This is a genomic window from Flavobacterium sp. GL_143 (genome assembly GCF_057834355.1).
Genome location: NZ_CM174401.1, coordinates 3,603,297 through 3,616,846, shown reverse-complemented (window position 1 = coordinate 3,616,846; position 13,550 = coordinate 3,603,297). Strand labels below are relative to the sequence as shown.

The 13,550-nt window shown below is 31.0% G+C and carries 14 protein-coding genes; 4 read left to right on the top strand and 10 right to left on the bottom strand.

Features of this window, described 5'->3' with window-relative positions; all coding sequences use genetic code 11:
* Positions 1-50 precede the first annotated feature (50 nt).
* From AC3IPI_RS15500 to AC3IPI_RS15470, 7 genes are all read right to left on the bottom strand, one after another.
* Entirely contained in the window at positions 51-755 is a 705-nt protein-coding gene (locus tag AC3IPI_RS15500) for a hypothetical protein (RefSeq protein WP_489153858.1), read from the bottom strand.
* Between the two features lie 559 nt (positions 756-1,314).
* Positions 1,315-2,772 carry a glycosyltransferase family 2 protein gene (locus tag AC3IPI_RS15495; RefSeq protein ID WP_039114121.1) on the bottom strand — a complete coding sequence of 486 codons (1,458 nt, stop codon included), beginning with the start codon at positions 2,770-2,772 and terminating at the stop codon, positions 1,315-1,317.
* A 304-nt stretch (positions 2,773-3,076) separates the two neighbouring features.
* Positions 3,077-4,060 carry a helix-turn-helix transcriptional regulator gene (locus tag AC3IPI_RS15490; protein WP_489153856.1) on the bottom strand — a complete coding sequence of 328 codons (984 nt, stop codon included), beginning with the start codon at positions 4,058-4,060 and terminating at the stop codon, positions 3,077-3,079.
* Between the two features lie 196 nt (positions 4,061-4,256).
* Positions 4,257-4,727, bottom strand: coding sequence for a helix-turn-helix domain-containing protein (locus AC3IPI_RS15485; protein ID WP_489153854.1), 471 nt, complete (start codon positions 4,725-4,727; stop codon positions 4,257-4,259).
* A gap of 590 nt (positions 4,728-5,317) precedes the next feature.
* The gene (locus tag AC3IPI_RS15480; RefSeq protein ID WP_039114098.1) at positions 5,318-5,812 is read right to left on the bottom strand and encodes a TlpA family protein disulfide reductase; all 495 of its coding nucleotides are present in this window, start codon (positions 5,810-5,812) and stop codon (positions 5,318-5,320) included.
* A gap of 460 nt (positions 5,813-6,272) precedes the next feature.
* Positions 6,273-7,865, bottom strand: a complete 1,593-nt coding sequence (gene mqo, locus AC3IPI_RS15475) for a malate dehydrogenase (quinone) (RefSeq protein ID WP_039114096.1) — start codon at positions 7,863-7,865, stop codon at positions 6,273-6,275.
* Positions 7,862-8,116, bottom strand: a complete 255-nt coding sequence (locus tag AC3IPI_RS15470) for a hypothetical protein (RefSeq protein ID WP_039114095.1) — start codon at positions 8,114-8,116, stop codon at positions 7,862-7,864. Before AC3IPI_RS15470 ends, mqo begins: the two co-directional genes overlap by 4 nt.
* A 369-nt stretch (positions 8,117-8,485) precedes the next feature.
* On the opposite strand from AC3IPI_RS15470, the gene nagA reads away from it, so the two are divergent.
* Positions 8,486-9,616 carry an N-acetylglucosamine-6-phosphate deacetylase gene (nagA, locus tag AC3IPI_RS15465; protein WP_489153851.1) on the top strand — a complete coding sequence of 377 codons (1,131 nt, stop codon included), beginning with the start codon at positions 8,486-8,488 and terminating at the stop codon, positions 9,614-9,616.
* A gap of 281 nt (positions 9,617-9,897) precedes the next feature.
* Here the strand turns inward: nagA and AC3IPI_RS15460 are convergent, their stop codons facing one another.
* The gene (locus AC3IPI_RS15460; RefSeq protein ID WP_489153849.1) at positions 9,898-10,266 is read right to left on the bottom strand and encodes a winged helix-turn-helix transcriptional regulator; all 369 of its coding nucleotides are present in this window, start codon (positions 10,264-10,266) and stop codon (positions 9,898-9,900) included.
* A gap of 163 nt (positions 10,267-10,429) precedes the next feature.
* Between AC3IPI_RS15460 and AC3IPI_RS15455 the strand changes: the two genes are divergently transcribed.
* Entirely contained in the window at positions 10,430-10,960 is a 531-nt protein-coding gene (locus tag AC3IPI_RS15455) for an NAD(P)H-dependent oxidoreductase (protein ID WP_489153847.1), read from the top strand.
* Positions 10,961-11,220: 260 nt separating this feature from the next.
* On the opposite strand, the gene AC3IPI_RS15450 is transcribed toward AC3IPI_RS15455, so the two are convergent.
* The gene (locus AC3IPI_RS15450) at positions 11,221-11,703 is read right to left on the bottom strand and encodes a MarR family winged helix-turn-helix transcriptional regulator (RefSeq protein WP_489159239.1); all 483 of its coding nucleotides are present in this window, start codon (positions 11,701-11,703) and stop codon (positions 11,221-11,223) included.
* Between the two features lie 5 nt (positions 11,704-11,708).
* Positions 11,709-12,197: a GNAT family N-acetyltransferase gene (locus AC3IPI_RS15445; protein WP_489153845.1), complete on the bottom strand. Its 489-nt coding sequence runs from the start codon at positions 12,195-12,197 to the stop codon at positions 11,709-11,711.
* Positions 12,198-12,593: 396 nt separating this feature from the next.
* On the opposite strand from AC3IPI_RS15445, the gene AC3IPI_RS15440 reads away from it, so the two are divergent.
* Both AC3IPI_RS15440 and ureA read left to right on the top strand, forming a co-directional pair.
* Complete coding sequence (locus AC3IPI_RS15440; RefSeq protein WP_489153843.1) at positions 12,594-12,971, top strand: hypothetical protein; 378 nt, start codon at positions 12,594-12,596, stop codon at positions 12,969-12,971.
* Between the two features lie 272 nt (positions 12,972-13,243).
* Positions 13,244-13,546: an urease subunit gamma gene (gene ureA, locus AC3IPI_RS15435; protein ID WP_039114087.1), complete on the top strand. Its 303-nt coding sequence runs from the start codon at positions 13,244-13,246 to the stop codon at positions 13,544-13,546.
* Positions 13,547-13,550 lie beyond the last annotated feature (4 nt).

Sequence of the window (13,550 nt, the reverse complement as noted above, 5' to 3'; positions counted from 1 at the left end):
TTACATCACTTATATGGTTGGGGAAATAGTTATTTTCTTTTTATTGAAGATTATTTTAAATCATCAAATTCCAGATACAATTGTTTTAAGAGAGTAATAGAATAATTCGTTCCATTTGCATCAACCTGAATATCATTTCCAGCTACTCCAACTGGACTATTTTCAGATTTATTCACATTGATTAAACTATATTTTTCATTTTTTATAAGTGTAGTCAAATCTGTTTTTACTTCTAAAATCTGCTCGAAATCGGGTTTATTTGTAAGCTCATGAACCATAAATTGTTCTTTTGCATTACCAAAAATTATAAAATTAGTTGTAGCCGACTTTACTTCATCTAGATTAAACTTTTTATAAAAAATCACTTGTTTGATAGTTATCACAACATCCGAAACTATTTTCTTCCCACCTCTTTCAAAATGACCTCTGTAAAGATTTGCTTTAAATGATTTAGGATTGTTAATCATATCTGGCAAAACAAATTCTTCGGGCTCAATCATATAAGTGTTATAATCCGGGTTCTTTTCCTGATCCTCTACAAATAGTTGCTTTGTTTTACTATCCAATTCTAGTTCCAAAATAATTTGATAATTATGTGGAGAATGAAACATTGGTAAGTGCGAAGCATAAATTTTTTCTTTACCAAAAATCAGCATTCCATGTGTCGACGGTTTATCTGTACTACTATTATGATGTTGCGCATTTGACAATGTAATGAAAAAGAAAAAAAGCAATGAAATTGAATAAGATCTCATAATCTAAATTTAAAATATTTTTTGGCGAAGATAAAAAACACTCTAAAAAGTAATTGTTAACTAGTTGGTAAAAGATGAAATTAACTCATGAAATACAATTCATGAAATTTTATTTAACACATAGTCCCGACGCTTCGGACAGTGTCATTAAGTTAAGAAAAGCCTTTTGATACTGTACTGAATAAATCTCTCGCAAAGTCGCCAAGCCGCCAAATTCAATCCTAAAATCTTTGCGCTTTTGCGTCTTTGCGAGAAAACAAATAAACATAATTAACTAAAAAAGAGCTTAACTTAATGGCATTGCGCTTCGGGATAGATTTTAAAATGTAAAAAGAATGTAAAAAGAGATTCATTTCTTTCACATAGCTAAGCTTTGTGTATTTTAAATAAGTGAAACGCCTTTTTTTTTTAGAGTATAAAATCTATGTTCCTATGTGGTAAAATTAATTGCGCTCAGACAGGTTAAACTATAAAAAACAAAACATCATAAAAAAACGAGTTAAAATATTTTTATAAATATTTTAACTCGTTTGAGTTTATAAAATCACAATCGTTTTATCTATTTAACTTCAGATAAACCACGTGTTAACCAACCTCTTTTATTTGCTGTAATAATTGCATAAGGAGTAATCCAGAATAAACCAAAGGTGTAAAACACACTATAAGAATATGCCCAGAATGACTCTGATACATTATGTCTTTTGGCATAAAATAAAGCCGAAAAACTAGACACAATCAATATACTTAAAAGCGTAGATCCTAAAAACAATAATGGATGTACTACTATAAAAAACAGCATAAATAACATGAATGGATATGCCATAACAATTTTAAGCGATTGATCTATAAATAATAATCTTGTACCAAATTTAGATCCTTTTCTAAAATCTTTAAAAACATATTGTGCCATCATTAAGTTTTCACGCACATTACTTCTTCCCCATCTGATGAACATTTTATATAAACCAGTATAATTTTCGGGTACGTTTGTTAATACGTATGAATTTCTTTGAAACAATACTTCATGTCCTTGTTTTAAGATCATGTTTGTCATTGCACGGTCTTCGCCAATGTCTGATGGTTGTCCCATAAAAGTTTGATCAATCCATTCCGGAAGACATGCAAATACGGCATCACTACGATAAGCTGCTAAAGCTCCAGGAGTACAAAGTACAGATCCTAATACACTTTCGGCAGAACGCATGAATTCAAAACTCATTACGAAACTTACATTTAACATTTTAGGAAGTATTGCTTTTTTATTATTTAAAACAAGTACATTTCCTGCAACGGCTCCACAATTTTTATTTGTAATAAACGGACTTACTAAGTTTCTTACTGTATCTTTTTTTACTACTGAATCACTATCTACAGTCACAAAAATTTCTCCGTTACCAAGATTAAATCCACGGTGTAATGCATGACGTTTTCCTTGGTTTTTAGGCTGCTGATAGATAGATAAACGATCTCCTAATTTTACTTTTGCTTGTTGCATCCAGTACCAAGTATCATCTTTACTACCATCATCAATAGCAAGTATTTGCATTTTTTGCTCAGGATAATCGCTATCTGCTAAACTTACTAAAGTATCCCAAACCAGTTTACCTTCGTTGTAAGCAGGAACAATTATGGTACAAGTTGGCAATAACTCATCTGTAACAGATTCTATTGGTTTATATTTAAAATAAAGGAATAAATTAAATAGAAAAACACCCGTTTTAAAAAGAAAAAAGACTGTCGTTATAACCAAAAATGGATATCCCCACGTAGAATTTATTCTGTCTATATGAAATTGGTCAAAGTCTGATTGAAATTTATATACTAAGAAAGCTCCAGCAATCATTAATAAAAAAGTACTGATAAGTACCATAATCCCTAACGGACTTGATGTTTCTTTTATCGCTTTTGCGAATGATTTATCGTTAATACGAAAAAAAGAACCTGTTAATGAATCTCCGCTATTACCTGTATTGCTGCTTGTAGAGAATAATTGTTTTGAAATTGTTTCAGTTTTCATGCTTGTATTACTATCGTTTTCTATATTAAGGCTTTTATCTAAATGCCATCCTTTTTCGTTTCTTGTTCTCGTTTGTAAAGAATAGACAAATCCCAATTTAGCAAGCCCCGTGCCATTGTCCTTTTAAATAGAAATTGAGGCGATTACGATAGTTTTTGTATACTAGCTGTGTATAATTAGTATACAACTTGTGTAAAAATTATACACATTGTATCCATTTTTATAAAAATAGAAGTCCGTTTTCACGAAAGAATCAGGAATAAACCCTCTTGTATTTTGCAAAGATGATTATACGATTTTCATCTCATAATTGCTTGATAAAAGTACTGGGAGATATCCCAAAAAACTTTTTAAATTTTGCCCCAAAATAGGACGTATTTCCAAAATGCAATCTATCCGAAATTTGTAATATCGTTAGTTGTCTACCTTCAAGGAGTTCTTTTGCTCTATGCAATTTATTATTCATAAAGAACAAATTTGGCGTAGTTCCTGTTATTTCTTTAAAAAGAACTTTAAATTTTGATAGGGACATATTTGCATTAAAAGCCAGCTTTTTAATCGTGGGAAAATTACTTTCTACGTTATCCATTAAATACATTTGGCTAGAAATGATAGCATTAAAATCATTTCTATTAACTTCTTCGAGGATGATTCTTTTTTTTGATAATTTATTTAAATAGTTTGAAAGTAATAACTGAACACTTCCTTTTAGATTTAAATCAAATATTGCTCCTCCAACTTTTATTTTGCGTAGATCGTTCAGAATATGATAACTCTCGTTGCTCATTCGGTCAAATTTTACAATTTCCCTATCTTCGTGATTCCTCTTTTTTTTAATACTATCAAAAGGAATATTATTCTTTTGAGCAAAAACTTGTAAGATGTTTTTTTTTATAAAAACACAAAGCATATAAATTTTACTTCCTGCTTTAGCATAAAAATCTGACTGTAAGGCACCATCCATGATTAGTAAATTATATTTCCAAAGCCCTAAGTCATATACAATATCATCTTTTAAAATAGAAACTTCTCCTTCTGTCAAATTATAATACATCGCAACGAAATCATCTTTTACATTCTTTTGGGTTACCTGAAAATCAATATTATGAACTACATCTACATAAAACGCAACAATACCTTCATTACATTCTAGAAAATAACAAGTTCCGGAATAATGACACTCCTTAGGAATAACTATAAAATTCCCTTCTATTTTAGCTCCAAATTGCGCTGCAAAATGAGCAACCCAATCTAGATCTGCGCTACAAAAATGTTCAAATGTTTTCATAAAAACACCCGTTTTATAATTTCATTCATCTGAACAATTTAACCTCAACTATTTAATTTAAATAACAAATCAAAAAGAAACAATCGTACCAAAAGTGAATACTTAACTAAAACATCTAATATAAATAATTGATTTTTCTTATATAATTTTCTATGAAGAATACTCTGAATATTTATAATACAGAAATAAAATCTTCTTAACAACAACTCTTTTTTATAAATTTAATGTAGCCTGAAGGAGATTTTCCTGTATGTTTTATAAATGCCCTAAAACAAGTTGTTCTGGATTTAAATCCCGAATTCCAAGCCATTCCTTCAATAGTCAAATTATGATCAAAGTTGTCTATAAAATAACTTACTCTTTTACTATTAATATAATCCTGAAAACGAAGATTGTATTGTGTATTAATCAAAATAGAAAGTTGATGTACAGGAATACTCGTTTTTTTAGATAAATCACGAATAACAAGATTTCTATTCAAAAAAATCTTTTCTTTTATTACAACTTCGTTCAAAGCCAAAAGATATTCTTGCCTTTTCTGCTCGTCAAATAAACTTAATGTTTGCAAAGTATTTTTTATAGATGTTTTTATAATCTTATTTTTATACTTCGCAAAAAGGAATAATCTATCAATAACTTTCGCACTATAAATCTGGAGTTTACGCATTATTTTTAATCAACATTAAGAACTTTCTATTATTTATAATAAGGCATATATAATGACAAACCTTAAAGAAATAACCATACACAACTGTATCACAAACAAATACAGTTGCGCTTTTAGGCTTAGAAAATAAAATTATATTAGGAAGTAAAGGTCTAGAGTATTCTTTTATACATTGTTCACTAAAAAGCAATAATGTCTTGCGTTAAGCCATTTTTGATTTAAAACATAGGCAAAACTCAAAAAATAAAGGCATAAAAAAGCTGTAATATTGCTTTACATTAGGAACTAGAAATACTAATCCTGAGCAATATAATGCAAGGCAAATTTGACGAAAATTGAAAAACAAATCCGTTGGGGGTAATTAGTTTTAACACATAGAAACATAGATTTTGGTACACTCAAAAAAGGCGTTTCACTTGTTTAAAATACACAAAGTTAGCTCTGTGAAAGAAATGTATTTCTTTTTGTACTCTTTTTTACACATAAAATCTATGTTTCTATGCGTTAAATGAAACTTTTATGACCTGAGCAAAGCTAATAAACGAAGTAATTATACCCAATGGGATAAACAGAAGAAAATATAAAGAAAACTAGTTAGCGGTTGTTAACGTTTTAATAAGCTCATCTAATTTACTACCGTGAATATTTTTGGCAAGAATAATTCCGTTTTTATCAATTAAAAAATTAAGCGGAATTGCTTGAATTTTATAGTTTAACACAACAGGAGAATCCCAAAGTTTTAAATCACTTACTTGTATCCATGGTTGTTTTATTTTTGCCATTGCGCCTAACCAAGCCTGCTTTTTAGAGTCTAAAGAAACCCCATAAATCAAAAACTTATTAGGATATTTTTGGTACAATTTTATTAATTCAGGTTGTTCCTTAACACAAGGTCCACACCATGATGCCCAAAAATCAACAAATACCAAAGAACCTCTTAAAGAGGAAAGAGTAACTACATTGCCTTTTGTATCCGGAAGATCTATATCTGGAATTATGTCTCCTACATCAAGACCTTCGGTTTGTGCATTGATACTCGTAAATGAGCAAATTAAAAATGTAAGCGTAAAAAATAAATTCTTCATAGGTTATAATATTTTCAGGGCATTGAAACAAAACAGTCTATCTAAAAAGAAATAGCACGATTAATAATAGTAGGATCGTTTTTATTTCTTGTGGCGAATTTATAAATATTTTTTTCCTTAACCTACATTAAAAAGTTCCTTCGATTATTAATTACTGTGATTAATAATCGAAGGAACTCAATACTTTTTAAAACTAAATTCATGACTACATTATAAAACGAAATTATCATCTCAAATCTTAAAACAGCTTTTTTTGTTATTATAAAACTGACGTATTTAACATATAATTACGAACCAAAACCTTCTAATTTATTTTAGAAACACATTTTACCTTCATTTTGTAATCTATTATTACATTAAATAATAACGTAATACATTCTTTTACGGCTATTTAAATTGCAAAAAAAATCCATACATCTTTTATAACGTATGGATAGATTCTTTAAAAATTAGAAATCAATTATGGAGTCTCCGTTTTTGGAGCAACTGTATGGATTTCTTTCCAAACAATTCCGAGTTTCTCACTATTGTTTTTCCTTATTTTATTAGCGAGAGGAATATTATCTGATAATTTTAGTCCGTATGACGGAATCATCTCTTTTATTTTCTCTTGCCATTTTGGTGTCTTAAGTTCATTTTTAAAACATTTTTCTATTACCTTGAGCATAATCGAAACCGAGGTTGATGCTCCTGGCGATGCACCGAGTAAAGCAGCAACACTTCCGTCTGACGCTGTTACGACTTCGGTACCAAATTGTAAAATCCCCCTTTGTGTTGTATTGTCAATTTTTATAACCTGAACCCTTTGCCCAGCAATTTTTAAATCCCAATCTTCCATCTTGGCTTTAGGAAAATATTCTTGCAATGCCGCCAATCTTTGCTCGGGTGTAAGTACAACTTGTTCTACCAAATACTTTGTAAGCGGAACATTGTCAAGACCAGCTTCTAACATAGGTCTTATATTATAGAAATTAAACGATGCAGGCAAATCTGCCCAAGTTCCGTTTTTAAGAAATTTGGATGAAAATCCTGCAAAAGGCCCAAATAAAAGTTCTTTTTTACCATCGATAACTCGCGTATCAAGATGCGGAACCGACATTGGTGGTGAACCTACCGAAGCTTTTCCATATACTTTGGCTTGATGCTGCGCTATTATTTTAGGATTATTACACACCAACCACTCCCCGCTTACAGGAAAACCTCCATAACCTTTTGCTTCAGGAATATGTGTTTTTTCTAGTAATGGGAGCGTTGCTCCTCCTGCTCCTATAAAAACAAACTTCGCATTAATGGTTTTGGTTATATTATTTTTTAAGTCTTTAATATACACTTTCCAAGTACCATCTTCATTCCTTTTAAAATTGGTTACTTCATGATTTACTTCCAACTTCATTTTTCCAGATTTTACAAGATTAGAAGTCAACTCATTAGTAAGTGCTCCATAATTAACATCGGTTCCAATATCAATTTTTGTAGCAGCAACTTTTTGCGAAGGATCTCTTCCGTTCATTACAAGCGGAATCCAATTATTGATTTGTTTTTGATCATCAGAAAATTCCATACCAGTAAAAAGGGGTTCTTTCTGCAATGCCAGGAATCTTTTCTTAAGGTATTTTACATTGTCTTCTCCTATCACAAAACTCATATGTGGCGTTGGATTAATGAAGGTTTTTGGTGGACCAATTTTATTATTTCCTACCAAATACGACCAAAACTCTTTTGAGATTTCAAAGGATTCATTTATCTCAACCGCTTTATGAGTATCAATACTACCATCTTTTAGTTCGGGTGTATAGTTGAGTTCGCATAGTGCAGAATGTCCTGTTCCGGCATTATTCCATGCCGATGAACTTTCCAGACCTACAGCATCAAGCCTTTCGTAGGCAACCATGGTCATGTCTGGATCAAGCTCATTTAGCATATTTGCCAAAGTCACACTCATGATGCCACCACCAACCAAAACTACATCTACTGTTTCGCCTTCGCTACTTTTCTTATCAGCGCATGATCCTAATATTAGAATGCATAACAAACAGATGAAATTCTTTTTCATTTGCTACTGATTTCAATTAGAATATTTATAATTTTTGAAAAAGAGAATAAAAATAAAAACAGAATAAATCCTGAAAAAAAAGTAGATGCTGGCAAAATCCATCCCCCAATTCCTCTTGGAGTCGCAATAAGATACACTGTCCCTATTAGTGTTACTAAACCAACAACATAAGCCAAAAACTGGAATATAGATGCTAGCGTTTTAAGTGTTTTTTGCTGTTTTAAAATGGTAATAGAAGTAGCTGTAGTCATAATTATTACATTTATAAGTTATTAATAATAAGATACTTAATTCCTATTAAAGATAAAAAAAATATCATTACCTCTAAAAATTAATAATGCTAGTCGCCTAATTACTAACTATTAGCCAAACCCTAATGTGCATATTCGACTTCTATAAAATTGAAGTTTTCTATTTTGTATTCACAAATTATCAGTGAAATTTTGCTACTCTGGTGCTTTACGAAAATATATTTTTGAAAAAAAAACAATCTAATATTGAAAATCAAATCCTTATCATTGTTTAAGAAATATGCTAAGTTTGTATTACAAGATTAAATATAAAAAGTAGTGCAATTAATGTAAAATACTTAATTAAACATTAGCAATAAAATTATAAAAATGAAACAAGCCATTATCAATACAACTATACATACTGGTGACGAAATAATAAATAACGGTATCATTATTATCGAAAACGGAACCATTCTTTCCGTTCAAAATGATATTCCAAATGATATTGAAACGATTGATTTACAAGGAAACCATATTGCGGCAGGATTTATCGATATTCAGATAAATGGTGGCGAAAAACATTATTTTAGTCAGACCCCAACCGAAGAAACAATTCAGGATATATATGATTCAAGTCTTAAATACGGAACAACTCATGTGCTTCCGTGTTTAATATCATCATCTAACGAAACGATTCTTAAAGGAATTGAAGCTGTGCGTAGTTACAGAAAAAAGCATAACAATGGCGTAATCGGAATGCATCTGGAAGGTCCTTTTTTAAATCCTTTAAAACGTGGAGCACATAGTATTGACCAAGTGCGTAAACCAACAAATTCTGAACTTGAAGAAATTATACGACATGGAAAAGATGTTATAAAAGTAATCACGATTGCTCCAGAATGTTTTACCGATGAACAACTGAATATGTTATTAGAAAGCGGAATTACAATTTCGATAGGACATTCGACCATTACCCACAAAGAAGCACAGGTTTACTTTTCGAAAGGGATAAAACTCGTTACCCATTTATTTAATGCCATGACACAATTTGGTCATCGCGAACCTGGTTTAGTTGGAGCAACTCTCGAAAATGAAAATGTTTATGCACCCGTGATTCTGGATGGCGCACATTGTGATTATGCTGCAGCAAAATTGGCTTATAAACTAAAACAACATAAATTCTTCTTAATTAGTGACGCTACATTTTTAGGGCGAAAAGTTTCTGATTTTAAATGGGATAATTTTGATGCACATCTGGAAAATGGCTTTTATAGAAACAACGATGGCAATCTTGCCGGAGCAGCAATATCAATGCAAGATGCAGTACAAAATGCCTATAATCATTTAGAAGTTTCTGCAGATGAAGCTATAAAAATGGCAACTTCACACGTGGCAAATGCCATTGGTTTGGGAGATCAATTTGGGAAAATAAAAAATGGCTTCCCTGCAAGCTTTGTTCAATTCAATGCAGATTTATCGGTAATAGAAACATTGAATTTCGATACTGTTACTGTGTAATTTGTATTGAAAAATTTAACTGCAAAGAGCGCAATCCCGACCCTTCGGGATACGCAAAGAACGCAAAGCTTTAAAATCTGTGGCTGAAAAATTAAACGCAAAGTCCGCAAAGCTTTACCTCCATATTGTCACCCTGAGGAACGAAGGGTCTCCACAAGAAACTCCATAAGCTTTGTCGAGTCACTAACGGAGACCCTTCCTACGTCAGGGTGACAAGTTTGGGGTTACGTTGTGTATTGAGTATAAAGGCTACACATATAGTTTTTATGCTCTATAAAAAATTAATACAACTCAAGACTAACTTCTTTTTCTAATATTGTTTGTAACTGAGGTGCAAAACCCAGTCCCCACTTATCGAGTGCCACAATTAATGGTAAAAGAGATTCTCCTGTTTCGGTAAGATAATATTCTACTCGTAGTGGAACTTCTGTGTAAACTGTTTTACTCAAAAGTCCATGAAATTCTAGCTCTTTTAACTGGTTTTGTAATACGCGTTTACTAATACCACTGATTTCTTTTACCAAATCTTTAGGGCGCTTTATCCCTTTAGAAATTTCATCTAGTAAACAAAACTTCCACTTAGAACCTACCACTTCCATTGCTACAGTAAGACCACAATTATAATCTATTGGAATTTTTCGTTGATACATATCTTTAGTTTCATTTGTTAATTTACAAAAGTAAAGATAAAATAGAGTTCTTACTTCAGTTTTTAATGGTGATTAATTTATCACTACATGATTAATTAGCCCCTTATTGATTAATCCCTCTATGTATTTGACCTTTGCAGTAGCAAATTTTAAAATTCATAACATGAAAACTTTAGTAATTATTATACATCCCGATTTAAAGAATTCGATTATAAACAAACGATGGATTGAGGAACTAAAAAAACATCCCGAAAAGTATCTCTTACATGATTTACATAGCGAATATCCAGATGAGAAAATTGATGTTGAAAGAGAAAAACAGCTCTTAGAAACCCATGATTCAATTATATTTCAATTCCCTTTTTACTGGTTTAATTCACCGCCTTTATTCAAGAAATGGCTGGATGAAGTATTAACACACGGATGGGCATATGGATCAAAAAGCGGATATAAACTAAGTAATAAAAAAATTGCTTTAAGCATCGCCGCAGGAATTAATGAAGAAGACTATAGTTTAACGGGGAGATACAAATACACATTAGAGCAACTAACTGCTCCGTTTGAAGTTACTTTTAATTACATAAAAGCCGATTATAAACCGCTATTCGCTTTTTATGGCGCAGAAAATAATGCTACTCCAGAAAGGATAGAAAAAAGCGCGCATGATTATATTTCATTTATAGAGCAATTATAAAATGATGATTTAACCTGTTGTTAGACGCACTACGGTACGTCTCTACATTATATTGTAATCGCACAAAAGTACATGCGTAAACAAAATGAAATAACCTCTTGTTAGACGCACTGCGGTGCATCTCTACATTATATTGTAATCGCACAAAAGTACATGCGTAAACAAAATGAAATAACCTCTTGTTAGACGCACTGCGGTGCGTCTCTACATTATATTGTAATAGCACAAAGTATATGCGTAAAAAATAATCCTAAAATAGATTACAATCTACTCTCTTTTAATTGTAATGCTCTTTGCAAAAAGCTCTGATTAGCAATTTTGCTTTCGGCTTCATTAATAGCCTTCAATAAATTATTCTCATTATCGGTAATTTCATTAAGAACTTCAGAGATAATATCCCAAACAGGTTTCATTTTTAAAATAAGATCTTGTCCTTTTGGCGTAAGCACAATTAAACGTTTACGCTCATCTTCTTTATCTTTTTTGGAACGAATAAGTTTCTGTTTTTCTAATTCTTTTAGCAAGCTAATTGTAGATGGATGCGTGTAACCAATCTCATTGGCAATTTCTACAATACTCAATACACCTTTATTGTAAAGCGTGTAAATTACTGGAAACCACTTAGGTTCAAACTCTATATCAAATGATTTGTAGAGTAAAGCGCCGTCTTTACGCAATTGTTCGCTAAGGCGTTGTAGCCTTGTAGATAGTGCTAAAATCCCCGATTCGTCTATAATATTCATCATATCTAGTTTAATTTTAAATGACAAAACACATTATCGGCTCCCATTACAGGAAAAGTCTCTGGAAGTGTTTCTTTCTCAATTCTTATAAAATTATTTCTCTCATAAAAACGTAAAGCAGCTTCTAATATCGAAACTGTTCCCAAATATAAATCAAGTATGTCATTTTCTTTGCTAAAAGCAATTAAAGTATCCAAAAGCTGTTGGGCAATGAATAACTCTTTGCCTCTGAACTCTTTTTTTACAAACATCTTTCTTATTGCGCCTTCCCTATCATCATATCTTACCAAGGCAATAGTACCAACCAATTCTCCATCTACAAATGCTCCCCAAAAACAACCTCCTTTTTCATGATAAAAACTATTTATTTCAAGAAGATCAGGCTGGTCTTGTAAAGTTATAGGAACATTAAATTCTTTTTGCTGAATGTTTAATATTAAATCAACTACTGCTTCTGAATAGTCATTATTGATAGGAACAATTATTGTTTTCATTGCCAAAATATTTTACAACTCAAAACTACGTAGTTAAATACATAAAACAAAATTATTCTAAAAAAATATACTATTTGTAAAAATATAAACAATGATTTACCATCATAAAAAAGAAACAACAAGAAATCATAGTACCAATTATAAACTTCAATCAATAGCTGTCATCTTTTATAGAAAATAGTTTACTCAAACTTTTTTCAAACAAAACAGATAATCTAAACCCTATTCAAAAATAACATAAAACACTACAAATAAGACACTTATGTGTAAAATAAATTCTTTAAACAACGACAATTCAATATTTTAATATTATATTTAACAAATCTTTAGCAGGTAGAGCAGCGTACAAATTACTAAAAATAGTAATTTTGTAAAGTAATTTCTACAAAAATATAAATGCATAATCTAAAAAGCGAGATTTTAAAAATCAAGAATAAGACAAGATTTGTCCTATTCTTCTATTTTATATTTTTCCTTTTTTTTGGACAAAATTTGTTAGCAGATAATAACAAAGCAATACCATTATTAAAGAGTAGTCACAAAAAGGAAGTGTCTATTCAAAAAACCTTATCAGGAATAAATAATGATATTGATTCAATAATTTCAAATGAAGATTTAGATATAGAAAACCCATATTTCATTCCTTATGAAATTCTGGTTTACTTACAAATTAACTCATTTGATAATAGATTCTCACTTCTAAAAGAGAGTCCAAATAGTACGCAGTATAATTTACCGTTATTCTTACAATACCACGCAATAAAAATACCATAAACCTTCGGGTTAACTATTTTTAATACACAGAAACATAACTTCCAAAAGTGTAGAAAAGGTATTCCTATCAAAAAAACGCATAACTCTATGTGCTAACTTTTTGATGTTTTAAAATTGCCTCAAACTTAATTTCGGAATCTATCTTCTTGTGTATCAAGTGCCATTTTTACGAATTACACACAACAAATTACTTTACTGTTTTCCCCACTTTCGATGTACTCAAATTCGAAAGTAATTCACCGTATTCTTTAAACAATTTAAAAACAAAAAATATGCACTTAACTCCAAGAGAGACCGAGAAATTATTGGTCTTTTTAGCGTCCGAGGTCGCTTTAAAAAGAAAAGCAAGAGGATTAAAACTTAATTATCCCGAAACTATTGCAATCATAACAGCTTTTGTTATGGAAGGTGCCAGAGATGGCAATACTGTTGCCGAACTTATGCAAAGTGGTGCCAAAGTACTAACACGAGACGATGTAATGCCAGGTGTCCCAGAGATGATTCATGACATACAAGTAGAAGCAACTTTCCCAGACGGAACTAAACTGGTAACTGTTCACAACCCAATTCGTTAATCTA

Excerpts from the sequence above, each read along its gene's own strand:
- AC3IPI_RS15500 (WP_489153858.1), bottom strand. The coding sequence starts at position 755 with ATGAGATCTTATTCAATTTCATTGCTTTTTTTCTTTTTCATTACATTG.
- AC3IPI_RS15495 (WP_039114121.1), bottom strand. The coding sequence starts at position 2,772 with ATGAAAACTGAAACAATTTCAAAACAATTATTCTCTACAAGCAGCAAT.
- AC3IPI_RS15490 (WP_489153856.1), bottom strand. The coding sequence starts at position 4,060 with ATGAAAACATTTGAACATTTTTGTAGCGCAGATCTAGATTGGGTTGCT.
- AC3IPI_RS15485 (WP_489153854.1), bottom strand. The coding sequence starts at position 4,727 with ATGCGTAAACTCCAGATTTATAGTGCGAAAGTTATTGATAGATTATTC.
- AC3IPI_RS15480 (WP_039114098.1), bottom strand. The coding sequence starts at position 5,812 with ATGAAGAATTTATTTTTTACGCTTACATTTTTAATTTGCTCATTTACG.
- mqo (WP_039114096.1), bottom strand. The coding sequence starts at position 7,865 with ATGAAAAAGAATTTCATCTGTTTGTTATGCATTCTAATATTAGGATCA.
- AC3IPI_RS15470 (WP_039114095.1), bottom strand. The coding sequence starts at position 8,116 with ATGACTACAGCTACTTCTATTACCATTTTAAAACAGCAAAAAACACTT.
- nagA (WP_489153851.1), top strand. The coding sequence starts at position 8,486 with ATGAAACAAGCCATTATCAATACAACTATACATACTGGTGACGAAATA.
- AC3IPI_RS15460 (WP_489153849.1), bottom strand. The coding sequence starts at position 10,266 with ATGTATCAACGAAAAATTCCAATAGATTATAATTGTGGTCTTACTGTA.
- AC3IPI_RS15455 (WP_489153847.1), top strand. The coding sequence starts at position 10,430 with ATGAAAACTTTAGTAATTATTATACATCCCGATTTAAAGAATTCGATT.
- AC3IPI_RS15450 (WP_489159239.1), bottom strand. The coding sequence starts at position 11,703 with ATGAATATTATAGACGAATCGGGGATTTTAGCACTATCTACAAGGCTA.
- AC3IPI_RS15445 (WP_489153845.1), bottom strand. The coding sequence starts at position 12,197 with ATGAAAACAATAATTGTTCCTATCAATAATGACTATTCAGAAGCAGTA.
- AC3IPI_RS15440 (WP_489153843.1), top strand. The coding sequence starts at position 12,594 with ATGCATAATCTAAAAAGCGAGATTTTAAAAATCAAGAATAAGACAAGA.
- ureA (WP_039114087.1), top strand. The coding sequence starts at position 13,244 with ATGCACTTAACTCCAAGAGAGACCGAGAAATTATTGGTCTTTTTAGCG.